22 protein-coding genes and 1 pseudogene are annotated in these 24,489 nt (G+C 40.0%); 20 read left to right on the top strand and 3 right to left on the bottom strand.

Features of this window, described 5'->3' with window-relative positions; genetic code table 11:
• A pseudogene (locus IW510_RS21640) lies at positions 1 to 75 on the top strand (IS200/IS605 family transposase); the annotation flags it as partial.
• A gap of 129 nt (positions 76 to 204) precedes the next feature.
• On the opposite strand, the gene IW510_RS06275 reads toward IW510_RS21640, so the two are convergent.
• A complete protein-coding gene (locus IW510_RS06275) occupies positions 205 to 807 on the bottom strand; it encodes a class I SAM-dependent DNA methyltransferase (RefSeq protein ID WP_202057910.1) in 603 nt (200 codons plus the stop codon).
• Positions 808 to 1,038: 231 nt separating this feature from the next.
• Here IW510_RS06275 and IW510_RS06270 point away from each other — a divergent pair, with 231 nt between their 5' ends.
• From IW510_RS06270 to fur, 8 genes are all read left to right on the top strand, one after another.
• Positions 1,039 to 3,381 (top strand): cation-translocating P-type ATPase, encoded by a 2,343-nt coding sequence (locus IW510_RS06270; protein WP_202057909.1) that lies wholly within the window; start codon positions 1,039 to 1,041, stop codon positions 3,379 to 3,381.
• Between the two features lie 448 nt (positions 3,382 to 3,829).
• Positions 3,830 to 5,713, top strand: coding sequence for a DNA primase (gene dnaG, locus IW510_RS06265; RefSeq protein WP_202057907.1), 1,884 nt, complete (start codon positions 3,830 to 3,832; stop codon positions 5,711 to 5,713).
• Positions 5,714 to 5,793: 80 nt separating this feature from the next.
• Positions 5,794 to 6,900: an RNA polymerase sigma factor RpoD gene (gene rpoD / locus IW510_RS06260; RefSeq protein ID WP_202057905.1), complete on the top strand. Its 1,107-nt coding sequence runs from the start codon at positions 5,794 to 5,796 to the stop codon at positions 6,898 to 6,900.
• Positions 6,901 to 7,331: 431 nt separating this feature from the next.
• Positions 7,332 to 9,344, top strand: a complete 2,013-nt coding sequence (locus IW510_RS06255) for a cell division site-positioning protein MapZ family protein (protein WP_202057895.1) — start codon at positions 7,332 to 7,334, stop codon at positions 9,342 to 9,344.
• Between the two features lie 180 nt (positions 9,345 to 9,524).
• Complete coding sequence (locus IW510_RS06250) at positions 9,525 to 10,232, top strand: AzlC family ABC transporter permease (protein ID WP_202057894.1); 708 nt, start codon at positions 9,525 to 9,527, stop codon at positions 10,230 to 10,232.
• A complete protein-coding gene (locus IW510_RS06245) occupies positions 10,222 to 10,545 on the top strand; it encodes an AzlD domain-containing protein (protein ID WP_202057893.1) in 324 nt (107 codons plus the stop codon). The genes IW510_RS06250 and IW510_RS06245 overlap by 11 nt, the downstream gene beginning before the upstream one ends.
• A 20-nt stretch (positions 10,546 to 10,565) precedes the next feature.
• On the top strand, positions 10,566 to 11,423 hold the full coding sequence (locus IW510_RS06240) for a CvfB family protein (RefSeq protein ID WP_202057892.1): 858 nt from the start codon (positions 10,566 to 10,568) through the stop codon (positions 11,421 to 11,423).
• 123 nt (positions 11,424 to 11,546) lie between these two features.
• Positions 11,547 to 12,005, top strand: a complete 459-nt coding sequence (gene fur / locus IW510_RS06235) for a ferric iron uptake transcriptional regulator (protein ID WP_202057891.1) — start codon at positions 11,547 to 11,549, stop codon at positions 12,003 to 12,005.
• A 258-nt stretch (positions 12,006 to 12,263) separates the two neighbouring features.
• Here the strand turns inward: fur and gap are convergent, their stop codons facing one another.
• Positions 12,264 to 13,274: a type I glyceraldehyde-3-phosphate dehydrogenase gene (gene gap, locus IW510_RS06230; RefSeq protein WP_202057889.1), complete on the bottom strand. Its 1,011-nt coding sequence runs from the start codon at positions 13,272 to 13,274 to the stop codon at positions 12,264 to 12,266.
• Positions 13,275 to 13,607: 333 nt separating this feature from the next.
• On the bottom strand, positions 13,608 to 14,558 hold the full coding sequence (locus tag IW510_RS06225; RefSeq protein WP_202057887.1) for a choline kinase family protein: 951 nt from the start codon (positions 14,556 to 14,558) through the stop codon (positions 13,608 to 13,610).
• A 502-nt stretch (positions 14,559 to 15,060) separates the two neighbouring features.
• Between IW510_RS06225 and IW510_RS06220 the strand changes: the two genes are divergently transcribed.
• Genes IW510_RS06220 through IW510_RS06170 form a run of 11 tightly spaced genes read left to right on the top strand, consistent with a single transcriptional unit; the run spans position 15,061 to position 24,489 of the window.
• Positions 15,061 to 15,360 (top strand): BMC domain-containing protein, encoded by a 300-nt coding sequence (locus IW510_RS06220; protein ID WP_202057884.1) that lies wholly within the window; start codon positions 15,061 to 15,063, stop codon positions 15,358 to 15,360.
• Positions 15,361 to 15,383: 23 nt separating this feature from the next.
• Positions 15,384 to 15,671, top strand: a complete 288-nt coding sequence (locus IW510_RS06215) for a BMC domain-containing protein (protein ID WP_202057883.1) — start codon at positions 15,384 to 15,386, stop codon at positions 15,669 to 15,671.
• Between the two features lie 32 nt (positions 15,672 to 15,703).
• A complete protein-coding gene (locus IW510_RS06210) occupies positions 15,704 to 17,179 on the top strand; it encodes an aldehyde dehydrogenase family protein (RefSeq protein WP_202057882.1) in 1,476 nt (491 codons plus the stop codon).
• A gap of 4 nt (positions 17,180 to 17,183) precedes the next feature.
• Complete coding sequence (locus IW510_RS06205) at positions 17,184 to 18,323, top strand: 1-propanol dehydrogenase PduQ (protein ID WP_202057881.1); 1,140 nt, start codon at positions 17,184 to 17,186, stop codon at positions 18,321 to 18,323.
• Positions 18,324 to 18,349: 26 nt separating this feature from the next.
• The gene (gene cutC / locus IW510_RS06200; protein ID WP_202057880.1) at positions 18,350 to 20,917 is read left to right on the top strand and encodes a choline trimethylamine-lyase; all 2,568 of its coding nucleotides are present in this window, start codon (positions 18,350 to 18,352) and stop codon (positions 20,915 to 20,917) included.
• Between the two features lie 26 nt (positions 20,918 to 20,943).
• On the top strand, positions 20,944 to 21,894 hold the full coding sequence (gene cutD, locus IW510_RS06195) for a choline TMA-lyase-activating enzyme (RefSeq protein WP_202057877.1): 951 nt from the start codon (positions 20,944 to 20,946) through the stop codon (positions 21,892 to 21,894).
• 12 nt (positions 21,895 to 21,906) lie between these two features.
• A complete protein-coding gene (locus IW510_RS06190; protein WP_202057872.1) occupies positions 21,907 to 22,236 on the top strand; it encodes a BMC domain-containing protein in 330 nt (109 codons plus the stop codon).
• A gap of 11 nt (positions 22,237 to 22,247) precedes the next feature.
• On the top strand, positions 22,248 to 22,667 hold the full coding sequence (locus tag IW510_RS06185; protein WP_202057867.1) for a EutP/PduV family microcompartment system protein: 420 nt from the start codon (positions 22,248 to 22,250) through the stop codon (positions 22,665 to 22,667).
• 18 nt (positions 22,668 to 22,685) lie between these two features.
• Entirely contained in the window at positions 22,686 to 23,309 is a 624-nt protein-coding gene (locus IW510_RS06180; RefSeq protein WP_202057865.1) for a hypothetical protein, read from the top strand.
• Positions 23,306 to 24,157: an ethanolamine utilization protein EutJ gene (gene eutJ, locus IW510_RS06175; protein WP_202057863.1), complete on the top strand. Its 852-nt coding sequence runs from the start codon at positions 23,306 to 23,308 to the stop codon at positions 24,155 to 24,157. The genes IW510_RS06180 and eutJ overlap by 4 nt, the downstream gene beginning before the upstream one ends.
• Positions 24,158 to 24,174: 17 nt before the next feature.
• On the top strand, positions 24,175 to 24,489 hold the full coding sequence (locus IW510_RS06170; RefSeq protein WP_202057862.1) for a BMC domain-containing protein: 315 nt from the start codon (positions 24,175 to 24,177) through the stop codon (positions 24,487 to 24,489).

Raw genomic sequence — 24,489 nt, 5'->3', positions numbered from 1 at the left:
CGAGAACAAGAAGCAGAAGATCGTGTAAGAGATAGTATAAGTAAAAGAGAGTATAAAGATCCATTTAGCAAATAAATACTAGAAAAAAATAGAGAGATAGCGGTTGGCGGTCTCTTAAAAAGCTCCCTTGAAGGGAGCAGCAAGTAATGAGCCCTTCTAGGGCTATTAAAAAGCCACCCGCTATGCGGGTGGATAATTACTGTTTTAAACAGTTGCTTCCATTAGAAACATGGCTGAATCTTGATTCATTAAAAGATTTTTTCCATGGTAGAAGGTCTGAACAGTCACATCTTTATATCCGGCTTCATTGGCTAAAGTAATTAATTGATTATGAGAAAAGCCTGGATGGATTTCTGTTGAAGTGATGGACGGTGTCAAATCAAAGTCAACAATCATCAAGCGTCCACCGGCATTAATTAATGGTTTCAGTTTTTCGAACACTGATTTTGTATCAGGAATATGGAGTAGCACCTGTGACATATACACACAATCCACCTTAATATCTGAGTGCGCTTCTGAAAGCAAGTCAACAGGCAATGCTGAAATTGTAGTTATTTTCTGTTCAGCCAATTTTAGCTTTACTTGTTCAATCATGGCTGGTGACGGGTCAGTGAAAATCATTTCTTCAAAAAGATTCTTCAACTGCAGGCCTACCAGTCCTGTACCGCAACCAAAATCCAACGCTGTTTTATAACCATATAGACTTAGCCGCTTTTTTAGCTCATCAGCAATAACTGTTGCTACAGCTGAACGTTCATCAGAATCGTAGCGCGCTGCCATCATTTCAAATTTATCGACATTACTCATTTTTTATCCCTGCCTTTATAATTAATCATTAAGGAACTAACGAATAATTATAGCACATCTGTGTTGAAATACATGGAGAGGAAAGCTCTATTGTAAAAGAGGATTCATAAAGAAATCTTAATTATGGAAGGTTTTGCAAGTTATTTTCATAAATTTATTGAAGTTCTTTCTTTGAACAAGTAAACTAGAGAAGGTGCAATTTTAAGATGAGTAAGAGAAAGTAGGGATTGTGTGTCATCAAATAAATTTGAAAAGAAACAAGGACTGACTGCTCAAGAAGTGGAGAGTAGAAAACAGCAAGGCCTTCAGAACGATTATGAGGAAAACGTTGCTAAGTCAACAAAGGATATTATTTATGATAACGTCATGACGTTATTCAACTTTTTGAATTTCGCAATTGCGGTATTTCTGTTCGCAGTAGGCGCATATTCAAACTTAGCCTTTTTAGCTATTATTTTAGTCAATATGGGAATGGGAATTTATCAGGAAATCCATGCTCGGAATTTGGTACAGAAGCTCTCTATTGTAGCGAAAGAGGATGTAACAGTCATTCGTGACGGTCAAGAAGTATCCATTGGTACAGATGAACTGGTAATGGATGATATCGTTTTGATTTCCGCTGGGGAACAAGTGCCGTCAGATATGAAGGTTATTGATGGAAAAGCAGAAGCTAACGAAGCTTTGCTGACCGGTGAGTCTGATTTGATTGAGAAAACAGAAGGAGATGTTCTATTATCCGGTAGTTTCTTATCCAGTGGTCAGGTTTATGCACAAGTTATTCATGTTGGTGCAGATAATTATGCTGTTAAGATTACTTCAGAAGCGAAGGTCCACAAACCAATTCGTTCTGAATTGATTCGCTCGATTCGTAAAGTATCAAAGTTTACCAGCTACGTCATTATTCCTTTAGGAGTAATTTTATTTATTGAAGGTTATTTCATCCGGGAATCCGGCATGAAAGAATCTGTGGTAGCTTCTGCAGCAGCACTTTTAGGTATGCTTCCTAAAGGTTTGGTTCTGCTAATCAGTATTGCTCTGACAACAGGTGTCATCAAGCTTGCAAAGAAACGTATTCTTGTTCAGGATATGTATGCAATGGAGACCTTAGCGCATGTTGACACATTATGTTTGGATAAAACCGGAACAATTACTGAAGGAAAAATGAAAGTGCAGCACGTTCATGCCTTGAATCCTAAGTTCAATGAAAGTCTGTCCTTAATTATTGGAAGTTATTTGTCAGAAAGTACGGATAACAATATTACCATGCAGGCTATCCGTGACCATTTTGAACTGTCTAACCGCTACGGTGCGGTTAAAACTATTCCGTTTTCTTCTGAAAAGAAATGGGGAGCTATCCAATTTAATGAAATTGGAACGGTTGTACTGGGCGCGCCTGAAAAGCTGTTTAGTGAGGATCGTTTACCTAAGGAAGTTTTTTCCGCTCAGGAAGAAGGCTACCGTGTGTTGATGATGGGGATTGCTGAGCACGGAATTTTGGACAATGAGGGAACTCTTCCGTATTTGGAGCCTCTCGTGCTATTAGAAATTGATGACCCAATTCGTCAGAATGCCAACGAAACATTGGCTTATCTGCGCGAAGAAGGAATCGATATTAAAGTGATTTCAGGAGATAATCCGGTGACTGTATCCAATATTGCTCGCCGTGCCGGTTTAGTAGGTTACGAATCTTATATTGATTTATCAACAAAGAAAACAGAAGAAGAGGTACGTCAGGCAGTTCATGAATATACGGTCTTCGGACGTGTATCTCCTCAGCAAAAACGGACCTTAGTAAGAGAATTAAAGGACAATCAGCGTGTTGTCGCTATGACTGGTGATGGCGTGAATGATGTGCTTGCATTAAGAGAAGCAGACTGCAGTATTGCAATGGCTGAGGGCGATGGGGCAACGCGTCAGATATCTAATCTGGTATTGCTTGATTCAGACTTCACAACACTTCCTGATGTATTATTCGAAGGACGTCGAGTGGTAAACAATGTGACACGAGTGGCTAGTGTCTTCTTCATCAAAACGATTTATTCGTTGATTTTATCGGTGATTTGCGCATTGACTGCTATCGCCTTCCCGTTTATTCCAATTCAAATTACATTGATTGATTTGGCTATCGAAGGCTATCCGGCGTTCTTCCTATCCTTCGAATCAGATAAACGTAAAGTCCATGGCAAATTTTTACCTACAGCTTTGCGCAATGCATCTGTTAATGCAGTGCTAGTTGTAATTAATATTGTTACAATCTACCTGATTGGTGAGAACCAAGGGCTTAACCAGCTAGATACAACAACATTGATGTACTATCTACTAATTGGTATTAGTTGTATGGCTGTTGTTCGAGCATGTCTGCCGTTGAATCCATTACGCATTTTCCTGATTGTTACTACAATTGGCGGGATTTATGTAGCTGCTATGCTGTTCCACCACATACTTGAGGTTGGATTCCTGACTTCAACAACATTGCCTATTTTTGCAGTAATGATGGTTATTAACATCATTGTTCGTGTGTTAATTGGTATGTATAAAATGAAGAAAAACAATTTGGCTGTTAGTGATTTATAAAAGATAGACTGCAAGTGAGAGACCCGACATTTTTGTTCGTGTGCTGCAATAGTACATTTCAAAAATGTCGGGTTTTTAACAAAATAAATAGAATAATACGTAAAAGTGCACAGCTTAACCGTAATGAGTAAGCTCTTTAGAAAAGAATTATCGGACATGTTCTATCAAAGCCTAAGAGTTTGATTTCCTGTGGTTTTGTGGTACAATTAACGATGTGTAATTATGTCATTTAAAAGGTCGGGACAGAAGTGTTCAGCTTATGAAAGAAGAAGGGATATCCTATGTGAGGTTTTTATGGTGTATCAGCTGATTTCAGGCTATACTGCTTCTGTCCCGCCGTTTGTTCGAACTTAAAAGGGAAGTTCGGGTGTGGGGAGTAGTATGTTCCCACACTCTTTTTACCTACTATAGAAAAAGCAGATAATTTTGCTCGTTGGAGGTGAGACCAATGGCACAAAGAATACCTCAAGAGGTAATCGATGAGGTAAGAGAACGTACGAATATCGTCGAAATTGTTGGTCAATATGTTCAACTGAAGAAATCCGGTAAAAATTACATGGGGCTCTGTCCGTTTCATGAAGAACGTTCTCCTTCTTTTTCTGTAGCCGAGGATAAGCAGATTTTTCATTGCTTTGGTTGCGGAAAAGGCGGAAGTGTATTCAACTTTGTTCAGGAAATCGATGGCATCAGCTTTCCAGAGGCTGTTCAAAAGATTGCTGAGATGGAACAGATTCCTTTACAGATTAATTTATCCGACCACATTGAGAGAAATGCACCAAGTACAGAACAACACAAATTATTGGAGCTGCACAAGAAAGCTGCTGAGTTGTATCACCACGTACTGCTGAATACGCAAATTGGAGAACCGGCGTTGAATTATCTTCTTGAAAGAGGACTGACGAAGGAACTGATAGAAGAGTTTCAGATTGGGTTTGCTCCGCAAAAACGTGATTTCTTAAGTCAGGTCTTTTTAAATGAGAAAGTAGACGCCAAGCTTTTTCAAGAATCAGGGTTGTTTATTCAAAGAGATAGTGGAGAATTTCTGGATCGTTTCTATCAACGAATTATGTTTCCTATTTGGGATGCTAAAGGGAAAATCATTGCCTTTTCCGGAAGATTGCTAAAAACGGAAGATTTTTCCGGCGATGATATGCCGAAGTATTTGAATAGCCCTGAAACACAGCTTTTCAATAAGCGTGATACGTTGTTCAACTTTAATCGCGCTCGGAAGGAAATTCGAAAAGAAGATACCGTATTTCTTTTTGAAGGATTTATGGATGTAATTGCGGCTTGGGAGGCTGGAATCAAGAGTGGTGTTGCCTCAATGGGGACCAGTCTTACCAATGAGCAAATCCGGCAGCTGGAACGGGCTGCCGGAGAGCTTGTTATTTGTTATGACGGTGATAATGCCGGGATAGAAGCGACGAATCGAGCAATTTCTCTATTGAGCGAGCACAGCAGATTCAGACTTAGCATTGTAAATATTCCGGAAAAGCTTGATCCGGATGATTATTTACGAAAATATGGCAGTGAATCGTTTAGAGAACTGGCGTTACATGGCAGAGAGACTGTTTTTGCGTTTAAAATGCGCTACCATAAGCTTTCTCGAAATATGAATAACGAGAAGGAACAGCTTGACTATGTAAACACGATGCTTCAAGAGTTATCGCGGGTAGATTCACCTTTGGAAAAGGATCGTTATCTAACGCTTTTGGCGGAAGAGTTTCATCTATCCAGCCAAAGTCTTGAAGAACAACTGCGAATGATAGAGGCCGAGCAACGACAGGTAACGAGAGAAAATCGGCACTATCAGAATCAGCAACCACAGCAACAACAACAGCCAGATTTTCCTCCGCCATTTGAAGAAGAAGCACCTGTTGTTTCTTATCAAAACAAGGAGCATTTTTCTAAGGTGGAAAAGGCGGAACGTATGCTTCTTTATCGTTTGATGAACGAAGGAAGTGTTCGTGCTATGGTGCAACAACGAGCGTTTTCTTTTGCTCACACAAGGTATCAAGAGTTGTACCTGATGATTGACAGCTTTTTATCCATTTATCCGGAGTTTGTGCTAGCTCAGTTTCTTGAATTTCTTCAGGATAATGAACTAAAAAAACTAACTGTAGATATTTCTTATCAAGAGATGTCTGAGGAAAGCTCGGAACGTGAATTGGTGGATTTATTAAATGTCATCGATCACTCAGATATAGAAGAACAGATTCAGCAAAAGAATATAGAAAAACGAGAAGCAGAACGCTTAGGCAATCGAGTCCGAGTGGATGAATTGGCACTGGAATTGATTACTTTAGCAAAAAAAAGACAAAAAACAAGATAATCTACAATAAAATGATTAACAAACTATGCGTAGTTGTTATATAATGGATAGGTATGCAAATATGAAGGGGGCCTTCTTTCATGGAAAAAGAAACAGAGAAGAGATATCAAGCGGCAGTTGCGGCTTTTGTCAAAGAAAACAAACCAAAAGGTTCAGTTTTGTATGATGATTTGACCAATAAACTGGCAACACCTTATACACTAAATGCCGATGAAATGGAGAAATTGATCCAAAAAATCGAAGATTCAGGTATCAGTGTTGTTGATGAGAATGGTGATCCAAGCGAATTCAGCCTGAAAAAAGATGAAAAAGTAGCGACCAAAGCACAAATGGAAGATTTATCTGTCCCAACAGGTGTTAAGATTAATGATCCGGTACGTATGTATTTGAAAGAAATCGGCCGTGTTCAGCTGTTGACAGCTGAAGAGGAAGTCGACCTTGCTTTGAAAATAGAAGAGGGCGATCAGGAAGCCAAACAACGATTGGCAGAAGCCAACCTTCGTTTAGTTGTTTCTATCGCTAAACGATATGTCGGACGCGGCATGCAGTTTCTTGACCTGATTCAAGAAGGAAACATGGGCTTAATGAAAGCCGTAGAAAAATTTGACTACCGTAAAGGATTCAAATTCTCTACTTATGCTACTTGGTGGATTCGTCAGGCAATTACCAGAGCGATAGCTGACCAAGCCCGTACTATTCGTATTCCCGTGCATATGGTGGAAACAATCAATAAATTGATTCGTATCCAACGTCAATTGCTGCAGGATTTAGGAAGAGAACCGACACCGGAAGAAATCGGTGCTGAAATGGATTTACCAACTGAAAAAGTTCGTGAAATCTTAAAGATTGCACAGGAACCTGTATCTCTTGAAACACCAATTGGTGAAGAGGATGACTCGCATTTAGGTGATTTCATTGAAGACCAAGATGCAACCAGTCCTGCTGAGCATGCAGCTTATGAGCTGCTGAAAGAGCAATTAGAAGATGTTCTTGATACATTGACTGACCGTGAGGAGAATGTCTTACGACTTCGTTTCGGACTGGATGACGGAAGAACGCGTACACTGGAAGAAGTAGGAAAAGTTTTTGGTGTTACCCGTGAACGTATTCGTCAGATTGAAGCGAAAGCATTACGTAAACTGAGACATCCATCACGCTCTAAACAATTGAAAGACTTTTTAGAATAATTGATTTTGAAAAATATCAGCTTAAAGGTTTTTGAAAGTAAGTAGCCATTCTCAGTTTGGCAAGGATAGGATAAAAGTGTTAGGTAATGACTGGTAAAGCAGATTGCTGAAAGTTGGTTGAGATTCTTGACTGGCTTAAGCAAATTGATATACCTAAGCCTTTTATCCCACTGTTTATTCGAGTTTAGAGGGTAGGAGAATTTTCAGTTTGATTATGCTCCTACCCTTTTTTGCTTGTTTTAAAGTTGAAAATGGAAATTATCTTTTAATGACAGTCTGATTGGATTCAGAAATACTTTACCCATTGTTTGATTCAGAATATAAGGGATTTTACGAAAACGTAACATAAAAGTTAACGAGTACATATTGGAACAATAGTATTTTTGTGATAGATTAGATTTACTTGGCAAAGTAGAATGTGAGGCGAAAAAATGACGAAGCATTGTCCGAATTGCGGAAATGAGATTGATGAAAATGAAATGAAATGTCCTGAATGCGGTTTTGAATTTTCAGATAAAGTAAATAGTAAGAAAGAAGCTGAACAGGAGGATTCAACACATCATACTGAAAACACTTCCTCTCACTTTGAAGCTGACGATAAAAACGAAAACATCGAATGGGATGATTTGAAGGACTTAAGTATTGGTCATGTTATGAACTTGTTCAATGAGCAGCAGGAACAGGACGCAGTAAAAGATGACAGCTTTGAGGAACAGATTCAAAACAGCTCTGAAGAGACAGATAGTTCCTCTACAGAGCCCGAAGTCGGTGAACCTTCAACAGATACTCAAGCAGAGGTACCCGCTGAAGAGATAGAAGAAGTGACAGAGAATCAAGAAGAAGTAATTGACATCTCAGAAGAAACAACGGAAGAGAATGTTACAGAAACAGAAACAGAAACAGAAACAGAGAATACAGCTAGTCTACAAGACTACATTGAAGCGCACAAGGAAGAACAGAAACGCTCAGAGATATTGACTGCTGATGAGGCAGAGGCGGATACAAGTGAAGAGGTTTCAGAAACAGCAGATGAGAGCAATGCTGCTGAAAAAGAACAAACTGAAGAACAAGCAGATGGTAAAGAGGAAACAGAGGAATACGATGAAGACTCTGAATCTGTAAAGGATAAACCAATAGCAGGAACAATTCCTTCCAAGAGTAAAAAGCCGGAAGAGATTGAGATGGACGCTGCACCAATCTTCTTTGAAGAAAAGGATATTTTACCTTCAGAATTAGGACCAAAAAAGAAATCTCAATTTGCTACATTTGATGAGGCTGAACGACCAAAAAATATCTCCTCAGAAAGTGAGAAGACTGACAAAAAGAAAAATAAGAAAATTCCTATATTTTTGGCAACAGCAGCAGTTCTTGCACTAGGCGCCGGCGGTTGGTATTATATGCAAAATCAGGATACGACACAGAAGCAGGAAGCTAAAGTGGATGAGTCAGAAGAGTCATTAATTGATGAAACTCAGACGGCATTAAATAATTATTTTTCAGATGAGGACCATGTATACATTAAGCCGGAAATGGTTGCTGCCAGCACTCAGACGATTGAAGACAATCTAGAAAAGCTGAAGGATCAAGAAGGCTACGAAAAACTGGAAGAAACGCTGAATACGATTAAAGATAAACAAGCAGCGATTACTAAAGTAAATGAGTTATATGTTTCACCTGTGATATCCGGAAGCAGCTATAAGGAAGCAGCAATTGCTTCTGATAAGGAGGTTACTCTGGAGAAGGAAACAGGAACGGATGGTTTTTCTAAGCTGATTAATCAAGCAATTGATCAAGCAAAAGCCCAATATGACCAACTTGAGAAAGCTAGAAATGCTGTTGATGTCATTTATAAAGATGGTCAGGCAAGAACGCTTTTAACTCAGGAGACTTACGAAGCGGCTGTAGCTGAAGTCAATAAAGTGAAAAATGAAGACCTGAAAAAATCTCTGACTGAAACCTTAAGCAGTGCTAAAACAGCACTTGCAGGAGAAACTTCCGAAAGCTCTACCCCAGAAGCAGAGCAGCCGACAGAAGAAGCTTCCGGTACTAATCAGACGACTTCAAACCAAGCATCTGTAAACACAGCGAATGAAGGGGCGAATGCGCCGGCCGCTGAAGTGAACACAGCAGCAGACCCTAGTGCCTTTTCAGGTCCGGATAGCAACGGAGTATATACAGCACCGGTTTATACTGCCATTCCTGAACAGGTTGCCGATAGCTCTAATGCAGCATGGGTTTGGTCTGCGGGAATCAAGGAAAAAGTCATCGCAACATGTATGGAGCGCGGCTATATTGTTGATGGGGGCTACTATTTAGAGCCTGCCAGAATCGTCAACGGTCAAGGCTACTATAATTTATATAAGACAGACGGCACATACCTTGTAACAATTAACGCACAAACTGGTTGGTTTAAAGGAAATGCTTCAAGAAATGCCGGACGTTGATAAATGGTGTTCATTTAAGTCGAGAGTTTGGGAACAATTGATGATCCCGGACTCTCGTTCTATATAAGTCCTATAGTTTTTCCGATGGGGGATATTTTTATTTAATAAAAATTGATTAAGTTAGAAGCAGGATTTATCTAATAGAAATAAATTGAAAAAATGAATGGGGGGATTGCTCTTATGGAGGAAAAAGGGTATGAAACATTTCGGGAAGGGGTTTATGCTTGTCTGCCAACGGTACTCGGGTATGCCGGAATTGGCATTGCAGCTGGTGTAGTAGGAAAAAGTGTCGGGTTGTCTGTTTTTCAAGTAGCGTTGATGTCAATTCTGGTCTATGCGGGAAGTGCACAATTTATTATTTGTGGTATGTTGGCTATTCAAGCACCTGTTTCAGCAATTATTTTGACAACATTTTTAGTGAACTTGAGACACTTCTTAATGAGTATGTCGGTCGCCAGTCATTTCTCAGAAGAACCGTTAGTAACGAATATCGGAATCGGTAGTTTGCTAACAGATGAGTCCTACGGTGTACTGATGACTGCTATTGCTAACGAGCACAAAATTAGTTCAGTTTGGACTCATGGTTTAAATATTACTGCTTACTTAGCTTGGATTGGTTCAACAGTGATTGGTGCGATGCTCGGTAATTGGATTCCTGATCCTAATATGCTGGGCTTAGATTTTGCTTTAGTAGCAATGTTTGCAGGGCTGTTTGTATTACAAGTTGATACGGCAATCAAAAAATCAACGAAAAAGACATTGATTGTCTTGCTTTCTGTTTGTCTGTCGCTATATATATTGATGCGCTTTGTTTCACCGGAGGTAGCAGTTCTTGTTGCTACATTGTTTGGTTGTGGAGTGGGGGTGACAATTCCGGATGCTGAATAGTTATGTGTTACTCACCATTTTAGGATGTTCGATAGTCACTTGGCTCCCTCGGATTATCCCCTTTGCTTTGACAAAGAAGGTGGCATTTCCAAAGCCCTTATTGAATTTTTTATCCTACATTCCAATTTGTATTTTGACAGCTTTGCTGCTGCAAAGTGTTTTGATATATAAAGAAGGAACATTTCCTAAAGTTCAGATGCTGGAAGCCATCAGCTGTATCCCAACTTTACTTGTTGCAATTCGTACGAAAGATTTGATGAAAACGGTGATTGTAGGTATTGTAACAATCGCTTTGCTAAGACTTGTTTTTTAAGTCAGGAAAGGAAAATGACAATGAATGAATTATTAGGTAATGTATTTACAGCGTTGATTATCGATCAAAATGATCGCTATTATTTTTTACAAAAAAATGGAGTGACTTTCCGTCTGTCAAAAGAAGAGGGAGAGCATCAACTAGGCGAAGCAGTCGAAGGCTTTGGCTATTTGAACCAAAAGCAAGAACCTGTCATGACGACAGTGATACCTGGAAGCAGAGTTGGGCATTATGCCTTTGGAACAGTTACAGGTGTAAGAAGAGATTTAGGTGTTTTCGTTGATATTGGATTAGAAGATAAGGATATTGTTGTTTCGCTGGATGACTTGTCTACCATGAAGGAGCTTTGGCCCAAAAAAGGAGATCGTTTGATGGTCGCCTTAAGAGTTGATGATAAAGGCAGAATCTGGGGAGAGTTGGCCGATGAAAAGCACTTTAAGGCAATGGCTCATCTCGGTCACTCTGAGATGCAGAACAGAAACGTTTCAGGAACAGTTTATCGCCTGAAAATGGTAGGAACGTATGTCTTAACTGATGATTTAAGAATTGGCTTTATTCATCCGGAAGAACGGTTCCTAGAACCTCGATTAGGTGAGCAAATCAATGGGCGGGTTATCGGCATTCGTCCTGATGGTGTACTGAATCTTTCTTTAAAACCAAGAGCACATGAGGCTATAGATGGGGATGCAGGAATGATTTTAACTTTCTTGGAGCGTTCAGCAGAAGGCAGAATTCCATTTACTGATAAGTCAGATCCAGAGGAAATCAAGCAAGCCTTTGGAATAAGTAAGGGACAGTTTAAACGCGCAATCGGCCACTTGTTGAAAGAAAAGAAGATTAGGCAAGAAGATGGTTACACTATTTTGTTGAAAGATTAAGGTTTTTCTTTTCTAATTGAGAATCTCTTGCAAATAATCCGAAGTTAATTTATACTTATTATAATTTGAATCGATAGATATCTTATATAAATTATAATTATTATAAATAAGGAGTTTTCTCTTATGAGTTCAACAACAGCATTGAAAAAGATAAAGCAGCAATTACATGAATCAGGATTTAAACTGACTCCCCAACGTGAAGCAACTCTTTTAGTTTTGCTTGAAAACGAAAAGGACCATATGTCAGCAGAAGAGATTTATTTTTTAGTTAAACAGAAAAGTCCGGAAATCGGATTAGCTACTGTATATCGTACATTGGAAATCTTAACTGATTTAAAAGTGATTGATAAGGTTAGCTTTAATGATGGCTTGGCTCGTTATGACTTGAGGAAAGAAGGCGCAAAGCATTTCCATCACCATCTTTTATGTCTGGAATGCGGCAACATTGAGGAAGTGGAAGAGGACCTTTTAGGTGAAGTAGAAGAAATCATCGAACAACGGTACCACTTTGTTGTAAAGGATCATCGCCTGACCTTTCATGGTATTTGTCAAGAATGCCAAAAGAAAAAGAGAGACGAGTAGTCTTATCTATCTTGTTCTGTTCATCTTTAACATGATAGGCAATCCTTTAAAACCAAAAAACTCCTTTCGATTTGATAATGGTTGGTAGCCTTTATCCAGTATATCGAAAGGAGTTTTTATTGCTATAGCTATTTCTTCCGCGCACTGCACGCGTGGATGTCTTGCTCCAATCACTAAGGTGATTGGAGTCGATAAAAGTCATGAGTTAAAAAGCCGGAGCAGAAAGACCTAATCTTTCTGCTCCGGTTTTTACTAGTTTTATAAGTTAGCAAATTTTTCTAATAAACGAATCATTTGGCATGTGAAGCCATATTCATTGTCATACCAAGCAACTGTTTTAACTAATTGGAAGTCGCCGGCAGTTGTTACTTCTGTTTGGGTAGGATCAAAGATTGACCCTTGTGTTGTACCGATAACATCTCCGGAAACAATTTGACGATCGTCGTAACCAAACGAAGGATTATCAATAGTATGTTTTTTGATTGCTTCGTTGACTTGTTCCGCGGTTACTTTTGTCTTCAGAATAGAAACTAATTCCGTTAATGAACCATCTACAACAGGTACACGTTGTGCATGTCCTTGAAGCTTGCCGTTCAGTTCAGGAATAACCAAACCAATTGCTTTGGCAGCTCCTGTAGAGTGAGGGATAGTGTTATCAGCTGCTGAACGAGCCGCACGTAAATTACCGCCTTTTACAGGTCCGTCCAATAACATTTGTGTAGATGTATAAGCATGGACAGTGGTCATTGTTCCTACTTCAATACCAAACTCGTTATTCAGGAAGTAGGCCATTGGTGCCAAGCAGTTGGTTGTACAAGAGCCCGCAGAAATGATTTTATCGCCAGCATCTAATGTATCGTCATTTACGTTATAAACGATTGTTTTCATTGCACCCGCCGGAGCTGAGATTACCACACGTTTCACGCCAGCATCCAAATGCGCTTTTGCCTTTTCTTCAGAGGTATAGAAGCCGGTACATTCGAGGACAATATCCACACCATTTTCTTTCGCCCAAGGGATTTTACTTGCATCTGGTTCAGCATACACACGTGTTTCTTCACCGTCAACAACAATGGAGTTTTCAGTTGCAGTGACTGTTCCAGGATAGGTGCCGTGTGTAGAATCAAATTGCAATAATTGAGCCAGCATTGTTGGGCTGGTTAAATCATTGATTGCCACCACTTCAATATCATCTGAAACCTCTTTAATACGTCGAAAAGCAAGACGGCCGATTCGGCCAAAACCGTTAATACCTACTTTAACTGTCATAATGAAAATTCCTCCTTCAATTGTATTACAAGTACATCTCTTAGTTTGCGCTCCTAAAAATTTTTTGTCAAAAGATACACCTCAAAATGGGCATTCAAACGTTGAGCGAGTAAATGAAATCTTCCTAACAAGTTTTGATTTATTGATGAGAAAATCTATGCCGTTCGACTTGCCTGTTCCATTAGTCAAATGGTATGCGTAATGTTAATCACGCAAAACTTCTCGAGAGACAAATTTTGCGCTCATCCTAAATGAGATAGCTGCTAGTAAAACCGGACAGACAAAAAAACTCTCCTTATCTTTGCTCTTCACAGAGAAAGAGAGGAGAGTTTTTTATTCTGTATGAACCATTTGCTGTAAAGGATAATCTGCATTTTTTGAAAGGGCGAGGATATTTTTTCGGAAGCGTTCATAGCGCATATCACAATAATCCAAAAAGTTGTCGCCACAGTAATGTCTGATAAGTGCCCAGACCGTCCATAAGAGATCCTGTGCCATGATATAGCCTTTTATCTTCAGTATGTCTTGATCAGAATAACCTGAAGGGTAGTAAGTTTCCAGAAGCAAATCAATTGAAGCAGCAGGGAGTCTAGTCTCAATGATGTAGGCTGCCAGGTCCCAGTTGGCATCGTTCAATCCGGAGTATTCCCAATCAATTAAATAGTATTGTCCATCCGTTGATACGAGAAAGTTTTCCGGAACAGTATCATTATGACAGGGTACGAGCACAGCTTCTCCGATATATGTTGTAAAAAAGTCTAAAAGCTTCTCTTTCAAATCATAGTAATCAAAGAAAAGATTGCCGTTAATCTGCTCAATAATTTGCTCATATTTTTCCAATTCTTCCAACCATTCAAACGTATTATTGAAGTGAACGGGGCTTGTGTGAATCTTTTTCATTACCTGTGAGACGGCAACCAAGCTTTCTTGAGAAAATGGGTTGGATTGCGCCAGATTTTTGCTATTAGGAATAAAGCGGCTGATTTTGATTCCTGTTTCAGCATCAAAGTAAATGCATTCAGAGTTCACACCAAATTCAGAAGCGATTCCATTATTCACTTGCTCAATTTCACGGTCAATCATTTGTTTTGTCAGCTTACCGGGTTGGCGAATAACGTAGTCTTCACCTGCAATGTTCATAATATAGTTATAGTTTGTTAAGCCGCCGGCAAAAATAGAACGATCAAATACTAAGGTATCATCAGCAAAAACTTCACGTAATTTTTCTTGAATAACCAGCTCAATATTTTGTTGTTCTATTTTCATTTCATCATGAGTTGTCATAAAAAAACATCCAATCAATTTTTAGTCAGAAAAAGAGCTGCATCCCATTTTTCTAAAAGGTGTTGCATCAGTTTCTGTATAAGCTATTTGTAAGTTCGTATCATTTACTGCTTAAAGTACTTTTTAAAAACCCGCTATTTAATCTTTTAAACTTAGATAGTGTAAGAGAGTAAGCAGTGATTCGCATTATCTAAAGCAGTCTCAATGAAGCCATTATACTTCATTTTTATAGTAAAAAAAAGGGAAATCCCGTGTTGATTTTCTGCTTCTATTTGTCAAAAAAGACAAAAATGTCATGAAAATCCAAAAAAATCCATTTTTTACAATTCTTAAAAAGTAATCGGTTACAATAATGCAAAATCATCTCTTTAATCTGCCATTCTTTAGGGAAACTGCATGATAGTATAAAATCAGCAAAGCAGAAGAGCGAGACAAATAGAAGGATTCAAAAACCTGTTCTCTCTCTGTCGCTTATAAAGTAGGAGAGGAAGGGAAACATAAGATGGAGTATCGCGGAGATGAAGCTTTAGGATTGATTGAAACAAAGGGTATGGTTCCGGCAATTGAAGCAGCGGATACGATGCTGAAAACTGCTGATGTAGAGCTTGTTTCATATGAGAATATCGGATCGACGCTTGTGACAGTGATGGTCAAGGGGGATGTTGCAGCAGTCAAATCTGCTGTAGAAGCAGGTGCGAAAGCAGCTGAACGGATTGGTGAGCTAACAGCAGCCAATGTCATGGCACGGCCAATTCGTCCGATTGGACATATTGTTATGGCTCACGATATAGATAAAAGCTAAGTAAAAAGGGAGGAGTAAGACGAATGACAGATGCACTGGGATTTATTGAAACGTTTGGTCTGGTATTTGTAATGGAAGCAGCCGATGCGATGTGTAAGGCTGCGGATGTCGAGTTGATTGGTTATGAAAATGTGGCATCAGGGTACATTTCTGTGTTAGTCAAAGGAGATGTCGGTGCAGTAAATGCAGCTGTAGAAGCAGGAGTAGCTGCAGTAAATAGCATGGGGGCAGAAGTGTACAGCCATAATGTGATTGCCAGCCCGCATAAAGATATCGAAAAGATTATTGACAGATACGGCTTTGATATTTAGTGCGTGTAAATAGTAAGGATAGAGGTGGATGAATGTATAAAGTTGATAATGATCTTTTATCCATTCAGGAGGCTAGAATTTGTATTGAGAGTGCAAGAGAAGCAGCTAGTATCCTATTAAGCTTTTCTCAATCTCAATTAGACAGTATTGTTGAGCAGCTGAGCAAAGCGATTGACAAGCAAGCGGATCAGTTGGCAGAAAGTGCGGTTGAAGAAACTGGTTACGGCTGCTTAGCAGATAAAAAGGTCAAAAACAGATTTATCTGTAATTATTTACCTGAAAAAATGAGAAATGAACGCTATGTGGGTGTTTTGAATGAAGATACGAGTAATAAAACGATTGATATTGGCATTCCTATCGGACCTGTAATTGCTATTCCGCCTGCTACCAGTCCTACAGCCACAACCATTCATAATGTGTTGATTGCTATCAAGTCCGGAAATCCAATTATTGTTGCACCGCATCCAAGAGCGAAAAATGTGATTCAGCAAACAGCAGCGCTTTTATGTGAAGCTGGTAAAAATGCAGGTTTACCTGAAGGAACAATTCAATGCATGCAAATGGTTAGCCTTAGCGGAACGAAAGAACTGATAAATCATGAGGATTCTGCTTTGGCATTGGTTACTGGTGTTCCCAAGCTGTTGCCAATTGTAAAACAAGCTGCGAAGCCGTTTATCTATGGGGGGAGTGGTAATGGACCTGTTTTTATCGAACGCTCCTGTGATATTCGCCAGGCGGTAAACAGCATTATTATCAGTCGAACCTTTGATTACGGCATTGTATCAGCTGCTGAGCAATCCATTGTAGTTGATGGCCCTATTATAGAAGAAGTAAGGGCAGAATTTTTAAAACAAGGAACTTATTTTATTAATAAAGAAGAGGCAGCCAGACTAGAACAGGTTTTGTTTACTCAAGAGAAGACAATCAATGCGGAAGCTGTTGGGTTATCCGCTGTTGCATTGGCTAAGACTGCTCAGATAGCAGTTCCAAAGGAAACAAAGCTGCTTGTATATGAGCAGGAGTATATTTCTGAATCAAATCCATTTACCCAAGAAATTCTTTGTCCTGTAGTTGCCATGTATGTAGAAGATGACTGGCAGCATGCCTGTGAAAAATGTATTGAGCTCTTGATGGAGAATGGCAAAAGCCACACGCTGGTTATCCATTCTAAAGATGAAGCCGTTATTCGAGAGTTTGCGTTGAAAAAGCCAGTTTCTCGTGTTTTGGTTAATACACCTTCAACCTTTGGCGGTATGGGTGCGACAACTAATTTGTTTCCATCTATGACGTTGGGAAGTGTAGCGTTAGGTACTGATGAGGCATCTGATAATATATCTCCTCGTCATCTAACACGCATTCGAAAAGTAGGCTACGGCGTTCGAAATATATCGGATTGCCTTCAACCTTTTATCACTAATGGCACCGAGGCAAAAGATAAGAAAGAGGATAAAACTGATTTAGATGAAATTGAAGATGTAATCAGACGAATGATTGACATCCTGGAATAATGAGGTGAGAACAATTAACAATCAGTTTACTTTGAAAACAAAGATTATTGCAAATCAAGGTTCTTTGAAAGAATTAGAGAAGCTTAAAGGGGAAAAAGCCTTCATTGTCTCTGATAAGATCATGGCTGAGCTGGGGTATCTTAGCCAGGTGATCGACTGTCTGCGTAAAGCTCAAATTGGAACAGAAAGCTTCACCGGCATTCGTCCTGATCCAGATACTAAAGTGATTGCAGAGGGGCTGAAAGCCTTTCAAAAAGCAGAGCCCGATATTTTGATAGCTATAGGAGGCGGCTCTGCTATTGATGCGGCGAAAGGAATTCTCTACGCAGCAAGTCAGTTTCTTGATTCAAAAAAGAAACGTCCTTACTTTGTAGCCATTCCTTCAACGAGCGGAACCGGTTCTGAGGTGACAGATTTTTCAGTCATTACTGCAGGAGGAGACAAAATTTGTCTTGTTGACGAATATATAGCCCCTGACTTGGCGATTCTTGATGCGACCTGTATCAAAAACGTACCAGACAGAGTTGTCATTGATACTGGGATTGATGTTCTGGTTCACGCAACAGAGGCCTATGTTTCCTCCAAAGCAACTGATTTTACAGATGCGATGGCTGAAAAAACGATTCAATTGGTATTTGAACATCTTCCTTTACTTCACAAAGATATTCAAAATTCTTATTCCAGAGACCGTCTTCATAACGCATCATGTATGGCGGGAATTGCGTTTACAAATGCTGGGTTGGGAATTACTCATAGTCTGTCTCATGCGGTAGGCGGTAAATTTCACCTCGCTCATGGACGATGCAATGCAATACTTCTTGAGGCTGTCATTGATTATAATGCTGGGCTTCAGGAAGCTGCTGATACCGAAGCTGCTAAAAAGTACGCAAAATTGGCAAGAATACTTCAGCTGCCCGCGAGGACAACGAGAGAAGGCGTTGTAAGCTATATAGATGCCATAAAGAAACTAAAAAGAGAAGTAGGAATAGAAGCAGGATTTAAAGAATTATCGATTGATCAAAAGGAGTATGAAGAAAGCTTGGAGTACATGACTCAAGCAGCGATTAATGATCGTTGTACGCCTTCCAATCCTAGAGAACCTTCTCTTGAAGAGCTGCAGGAAATCTACAAAAAAGTTTATTAAATAGTAATGGAATGAGAGGGAAAGAAATGAACATTAAAGATATTTCAGAAAAGTTCACAAATGTAGCGAAAGACATGTCTCCGGAAGAAAAAGCTGCCATGCTGAAGCTGTTCCAAGGAATTTCCCAAGAGCTGGAAAATCCTGGAGAAGGAGTGAAGGTCAGCTGTGCAAATGATTCTTCAGTGGCTGTTGCATCAGAAAATCCTGAGAGCTATCCGGAAGGTATGACACAGAGACTTAAGCGTCTGAAAGATAATTATCTAACAGCTGTCCCCAGCATTACTACTCACCGTGCGAAAGCTGTTACGCAGGTTTCAAAGGAAAGTCCTGGATTACCAACGATTATGCTGCGAGCAAAAGCATTTAGAAGAGCCTGTGAAACAGCTCCGCTTTTAATTCAGGAGGACGAACTAATTGTCGGACATCCTTGTGGTGCACCTAGAGCAGGCGCATTTTCACCGGATATTGCTTGGCGGTGGACAAGAGATGAGCTAGATACAATTCATGAACGTCCACAGGATCCGTTTTATATCTCTGATGAAGACAAGAGACTTATGAGAGAGGAATTCTTTCCATACTGGGAAGGTCGCTCTTTAGATGAAATATGCGAACAGCAATACCGTGAAGCTGGATTGTGGGAATTCTCAGGAGAAGCCTTTGTCAGCGATTTATCCTATCACCAAATTAACGGAGGCGGGGATTCTAATCCGGGGTATGACGTTGTTCTAATGAAAAAGGGTATGAAGGATATCCAACAAGAGGCAAAAGATCATCTGGCTGAATTGTCAATGGAAAATCCAGAAGATATCGACCGTATTTATTACTATAAGTCAGTTCTTGATACAACAGAAGGCGTTATGGCTTATGCGAAACGTTTATCAGACTATGCGTATCAACTTGCACAAAAGGAAACAAATCCGGTTCGGAAAAATGAGTTGGAAAAAATTGGTGAAATCAATGCGAAAGTACCGGCAAATGCACCGACAACTTTCCATGAAGCGCTGCAATCTGTTTGGACAATCGAATCCTTGTTCATGGTGGAAGAGAACCAAACAGGTCTATCCGTTGGACGTGTTGACCAGTATACTTATCCATTCTATGAAGCAGATAAAAAAGCGGGCAGACTGAACGATTTTGAAGCCTTTGAAATTGCCGGAGCATTCCTTATCAAGTGTTCCGAAATGATGTGGGTATCTAGTGAGGGTGGTTCTAAGTTCTTTGCCGGGTACCAACCATTTGTGAATATGTGTGTGGGCGGTGTGAAGCGTGAAGGCGGCGATGCTTGTAATGATTTGACGTATCTATTGATGGATGCGGTTCGTCATGTAGGTGTCTACCAACCTTCTCTGGCTTGTCGTATTCATAACCAGTCTCCACAAAAATATTTGGAAAAAATTGTTGATGTCGTTCGTGCCGGTCTGGGCTTCCCAGCTTGTCACTTTGATGATTCTCATATCAAGATGATGTTGGCAAAAGGCTTTAGTATGGAGGATGCACGCGACTATTGCTTAATGGGCTGTGTGGAGCCTCAAAAATCAGGGCGTTTATATCAATGGACATCTACTGGATATACGCAATGGCCAATTGCGATTGAATTCGTATTGAACCGCGGCTGGATGCTGTGGCACAACTCAAAACAAGGCTTGGATTTAGGCGATTTAAATAACTTCAACACCTATGAGCAATTTGAAGAGGCTGTAAAGAAACAAATTCATTATATTACCCAGCTATCCGCTGTCGGAACAGTCATCAGTCAACGTGTTCACCGTGACGTAGCACCGAAACCATTGATGTCATTGATGATGGAGGGCTGTATGGAAAGTGGTAAGGATGTGACCGCTGGTGGTTGTGTCCATAACTGGGGACCGGGCTTGATTTGGTCCGGATTAGGAACTTATGCGGATTCGATGGCTGCTATCAAAAAATTGGTGTTTGATGAAGGAAAGTACACGCTTGAGCAAATGCGAGATGGCTTGAAGGCTGACTTTGGCGGATACGAAGAGCTGCATCGTGATTGTCTCGATGCCCCTAAATATGGGAACGATGATGATTATGCAGACTTAATTGCTGCGGATATTGTCAACTGGACTGAAAAAATCCATTCCCAATATAAGACACTTTATTCTGTATTCAGTCATGGAACATTATCTATCTCAAATAATACACCATTCGGAGAAATGTTGGGCGCTTCTGCTAATGGCCGTAGAGCGTGGGCACCATTATCAGATGGTATCAGTCCAACGCAAGGAGCAGATAAAAAAGGTCCAACTGCGATTATCAAATCTGTTTCGAAAATGGATGTTGCATCAATGAATATCGGAATGGTTCATAACTTCAAGTTATTACGAGGAATTTTGGAAACACCGGAAGGACGACAAGGGCTGATTACATTATTACGTACTGCATCAGTTTTAGGTAACGGAGAAATGCAATTCAGTTATGTCGATAATGAAGTGTTGAAGGAAGCACAAAAAGACCCTGACAGCTATCGCGATTTGATTATTCGAGTGGCCGGCTACAGTGCATACTTTACTGAATTATGTAAAGAGGTACAGGACGAAATTATCAGTCGTACAATGCTGGAGCATTTTTAATAGAAACTGAAAAATGAACATAGGTGATGGACATGGAAAAAGTGATTCAAATTGAACGAAAAGCACGAATATTTAATATTCAAAAATATTCGATTTATGATGGTCCGGGAATTCGTACCTTGTTCTTCTTCAAAGGCTGCCCACTGCGCTGTAAATGGTGCTCGAATCCGGAGAGTATCGAAAAAAAACACCAGGTAATGTTTCAGAAAAAGTTATGCATTGACTGTGGTGCTTGTGTAAAAGTCTGTCCATTACAGGTACACAAAATGGATCCGGAAGTAGGTCACTATATTGACCGAACGATTGACTGCGGTGGCTGTAGAGCCTGTGAAAAGGTTTGTCCTAAAAAGGCTTTTACTATTTCAGGCGAAGATAAATTAATTTCTGAGCTGCTTGAAATTGCTATTGAAGACATTCCATTTTATCAGACATCTGGCGGTGGCGTGACACTTGGCGGGGGTGAAGTAACAATGCAGCCTGAATTCGCGACCAACCTTTTGATGGAATGTAAAAACGCAGGTATTCATACTGCAATCGAGACATGCGGACATGCGCCAATGAAATCCTTAGTAAAAATAGCAGAATTCTGTGATCTTTTCTTATTCGATTTGAAGCATATTGATTCGCAGGAACATCAAAAATTGACAGGCGTTCGTAATGAACGGATTCTTGAAAATATGGAAGAACTCCTCCGTAAACGATATAACGTGAAGGTTCGGATGCCTTTGATGAAAGGACTGAATAACGATCCGGATACGATTCATCGAACAATCGAGTTCTTGATGCCTCACAAAGAAAAGCGGAATTTTCAAGGAATAGACCTGCTCCCATACCACAAGTTGGGTGTAAACAAATACGATCAGCTTGACCGTATCTATCCAATTACTGAGGATTTGAGCATGTCTGAAGAGGATCTTGATTTGATAGAAGAACAAATCTCCAACTATGATTTTCCAGTTAAGGTTATTCGACATTAGGAGGGAGCATGAATGCAGCGAATTATACAAGAATCTGTTCCGGGAAAACAAGTCACTCTTGCCCATGTTCTAGCTTCTCCAATGGTAGATATCTGTGAACGATTAGGGGTCGAAGCAGGAGATGCTGTTGGCTTGATGACATTTACACCATCAGAAACTGCAATTATTGCTGCAGATGTTGCTACAAAAGCTTCAGCTGTTGATATAGGGTTTCTCGATCGATTCACTGGTTCATTAGTCATAACTGGAGATGTAGCCAGTGTTGAAGCAGCGATTAGAGAAGTAAACAGTGTACTAAGTGACATGTTGAACTTCACTGTCGTGCCGGTTACAAAAACATGAAGAGAAGAATCATGATTGTTGGTGCGCAAAGTAGTGGAAAATCCTCAATTGCCAACTGGCTGAATGGAACAACTGAACCGCTAAAAAAAAGGCAGGATGCGATTTATGGAAGCTGCACAATTGATGTACCTGCTCAATATTTAGAAAATGTATCAATGTACCGCTACATTTTAACACTTGCTCAAACCGCTGGGTGTGTACTTTTCTTAGTGCATAGTCAAGCACAGGAAAGTCTGTACCCGCCCAATTTTGCCGCCTCCTTCAATTGTCCTGTAATTGGACTGGTTATTGGAAGACAAGAGCACGGAACGATGTCAAAAGCTTTAAGCTTTTTGGAAAAAGCCGGTGTAGAAGAAACAGTGGTTCTTGATAATTTATCTTCAGAAGACTTTGCAGCTTTTAGAAAAACGTTATTGAAGTATTTAAAGTAGAAAGGAGTGGAGTCGATCATGTACTTTATCACTGAATCAGAGCTGCGCATGAGTTATCGACGCACTCATTTCACTGAATATGAAGTAGCACAGAAAACAAGGCTGACTCCTGAAGCCAGGCAATTTCTGCTTGATAGAAATATCCGAATTTCCGACGCTCAAAAAGAACAGCTAGAAGCAAGAAAAACGGAAAAAGCTTGTTTTAAAGGCAATAATATCTCTTCTTTTTTGAAACCAAGGCTTGAAAAAGTTTTGGCATCATTCCTCCTTATTGTTAGTTTTCTTACAGATGAGGATATATATATTGCGGAGCAGGTTATGCTATTGGAAAGCTATTTGGCGGATATAGAAAAGGAAGGCTCTCAATCTGAGTTGCCTGAGCTTCTGTCAGATTGCTCTCTGAGTGCAGATGAGAAGCACAATATATCTGCTTTTCATGTTCAATTACCGAAGGGTAGGACGATAGCTTTGTTGCAATTTCTAATTGCTGAGTTAAATCTGCTTAAAGCAGAACTAACAACAAAGAATGATGAGAAAGAAACAGCAGAAACGGAACAGCGGGCTTTCGCTGTAGAGCGAATTGATATTGGATGTCGTATTTTAGAAGGATTGATTCATAGAGCGATAGGTGGGGAAAAATGACAGTACAGGAAAAGCAAAAGGTATTTAGTTATTGCGATAAATTGATTGCAGCATTTGAGGAAGTAATTGAGCATCCTCAAAAAAGTAAATCAAAATGTTACTACACCGGTGTTGATTTGGGTACATCCTGTATCGTGATTTCGGTACTTGATGAGCAGAAAAAACCTGTTGCAGGCGCTTATCAATATGCAGATGTAGTGAAAGACGGCATGATTGTTGATTACCTAGGAGCGATTCGTATTGTTTCCGAGCTGAAGCAGGAGTTAGAGCAACAGCTTCAAACAGAACTGACTTATTGTGCTGCAGCTCTGCCGCCAGGTACACAGTCGTTGGATCATGGTGTTATCCGACATGTAGTTGAGGCAGCTGGTTTTGAAATCACAGCGTTGCTGGATGAACCGACAGCGGCGAATGAAGTGCTGAACATTCAAAACGGGGCAATTGTTGATATAGGTGGAGGTACTACCGGTATCACGATACTGAAAGATGGACATGTTCTTGAAGTGTTAGACGAACCAACAGGAGGAACACATTTTTCACTGGTTGTTGCAGGAGCCTATCAGCTGCCGTTTGAAGAAGCTGATGTTTTCAAGAGAAACAAAGCCAATCACATTGAGCTGCTGCCAATTTTGAAGCCGGTAATTGAGAAAGTGTCAACAATTGTCATTGATTCAATCCGGCAACATGATGTTGATGAAATTTATCTGGTCGGTGGTACTTGCTGCTTGACGGGCATTGAGGAAATTATTGAAGCTAAAACAGGAATTTCAACATACAAGCCTGAAAATCCTATGTTTGTAACACCTTTGGGGATTGCACTAAGCTGCAAACAGCAGACATTAGTCTAAGAAAGCAGGGAACGGCAATGGATTTTAGAATAATTCAATCACCTTCATCAGGTGCTTTAGAGATAATCAGCAGAAGAATGGGCATGAGCAGCGCTGCCGGAAAAGATATTTTGGCAGGCTGTGACGCCATTGGTTTGATACAAGGCAAGCTGATTGACATGGTGTATGTGGCAGACTTAGCTGAAAAAGCAGCTGGAATCACAGCTGTGGATATTAGAGGGAGCTGCCCACAGAATATGGTTTTATTAGCATTGATTGGCGATACCGCATCAGTAGAAACAGCGGTCAATGATATTAAATTGAAAATGAAAAAAAGCAGAGGCAGTGATTAA

The organism is Enterococcus sp. BWR-S5 (assembly GCF_016745255.1).
In the GTDB taxonomy this organism is placed as follows: Bacteria; Bacillota; Bacilli; order Lactobacillales; family Enterococcaceae; genus Enterococcus_L.
The sequence above is the reverse complement of the archived record's forward strand: the minus strand, read 5'-3'. Positions and strand labels throughout refer to the sequence as shown.

Excerpts from the sequence above, each read along its gene's own strand:
- IW510_RS06225 (WP_202057887.1), bottom strand. The coding sequence starts at position 14,558 with ATGACAACTCATGATGAAATGAAAATAGAACAACAAAATATTGAGCTG.
- IW510_RS06220 (WP_202057884.1), top strand. The coding sequence starts at position 15,061 with ATGGAGTATCGCGGAGATGAAGCTTTAGGATTGATTGAAACAAAGGGT.
- gap (WP_202057889.1), bottom strand. The coding sequence starts at position 13,274 with ATGACAGTTAAAGTAGGTATTAACGGTTTTGGCCGAATCGGCCGTCTT.
- eutJ (WP_202057863.1), top strand. The coding sequence starts at position 23,306 with ATGACAGTACAGGAAAAGCAAAAGGTATTTAGTTATTGCGATAAATTG.
- IW510_RS06255 (WP_202057895.1), top strand. The coding sequence starts at position 7,332 with ATGACGAAGCATTGTCCGAATTGCGGAAATGAGATTGATGAAAATGAA.
- IW510_RS06185 (WP_202057867.1), top strand. The coding sequence starts at position 22,248 with ATGATTGTTGGTGCGCAAAGTAGTGGAAAATCCTCAATTGCCAACTGG.
- dnaG (WP_202057907.1), top strand. The coding sequence starts at position 3,830 with ATGGCACAAAGAATACCTCAAGAGGTAATCGATGAGGTAAGAGAACGT.
- cutD (WP_202057877.1), top strand. The coding sequence starts at position 20,944 with ATGGACATGGAAAAAGTGATTCAAATTGAACGAAAAGCACGAATATTT.
- cutC (WP_202057880.1), top strand. The coding sequence starts at position 18,350 with ATGAACATTAAAGATATTTCAGAAAAGTTCACAAATGTAGCGAAAGAC.
- IW510_RS06180 (WP_202057865.1), top strand. The coding sequence starts at position 22,686 with ATGTACTTTATCACTGAATCAGAGCTGCGCATGAGTTATCGACGCACT.
- IW510_RS06275 (WP_202057910.1), bottom strand. The coding sequence starts at position 807 with ATGAGTAATGTCGATAAATTTGAAATGATGGCAGCGCGCTACGATTCT.
- IW510_RS06245 (WP_202057893.1), top strand. The coding sequence starts at position 10,222 with ATGCTGAATAGTTATGTGTTACTCACCATTTTAGGATGTTCGATAGTC.
- IW510_RS06210 (WP_202057882.1), top strand. The coding sequence starts at position 15,704 with ATGTATAAAGTTGATAATGATCTTTTATCCATTCAGGAGGCTAGAATT.
- rpoD (WP_202057905.1), top strand. The coding sequence starts at position 5,794 with ATGGAAAAAGAAACAGAGAAGAGATATCAAGCGGCAGTTGCGGCTTTT.
- IW510_RS06170 (WP_202057862.1), top strand. The coding sequence starts at position 24,175 with ATGGATTTTAGAATAATTCAATCACCTTCATCAGGTGCTTTAGAGATA.
- fur (WP_202057891.1), top strand. The coding sequence starts at position 11,547 with ATGAGTTCAACAACAGCATTGAAAAAGATAAAGCAGCAATTACATGAA.
- IW510_RS06250 (WP_202057894.1), top strand. The coding sequence starts at position 9,525 with ATGGAGGAAAAAGGGTATGAAACATTTCGGGAAGGGGTTTATGCTTGT.
- IW510_RS06240 (WP_202057892.1), top strand. The coding sequence starts at position 10,566 with ATGAATGAATTATTAGGTAATGTATTTACAGCGTTGATTATCGATCAA.
- IW510_RS06190 (WP_202057872.1), top strand. The coding sequence starts at position 21,907 with ATGCAGCGAATTATACAAGAATCTGTTCCGGGAAAACAAGTCACTCTT.
- IW510_RS06215 (WP_202057883.1), top strand. The coding sequence starts at position 15,384 with ATGACAGATGCACTGGGATTTATTGAAACGTTTGGTCTGGTATTTGTA.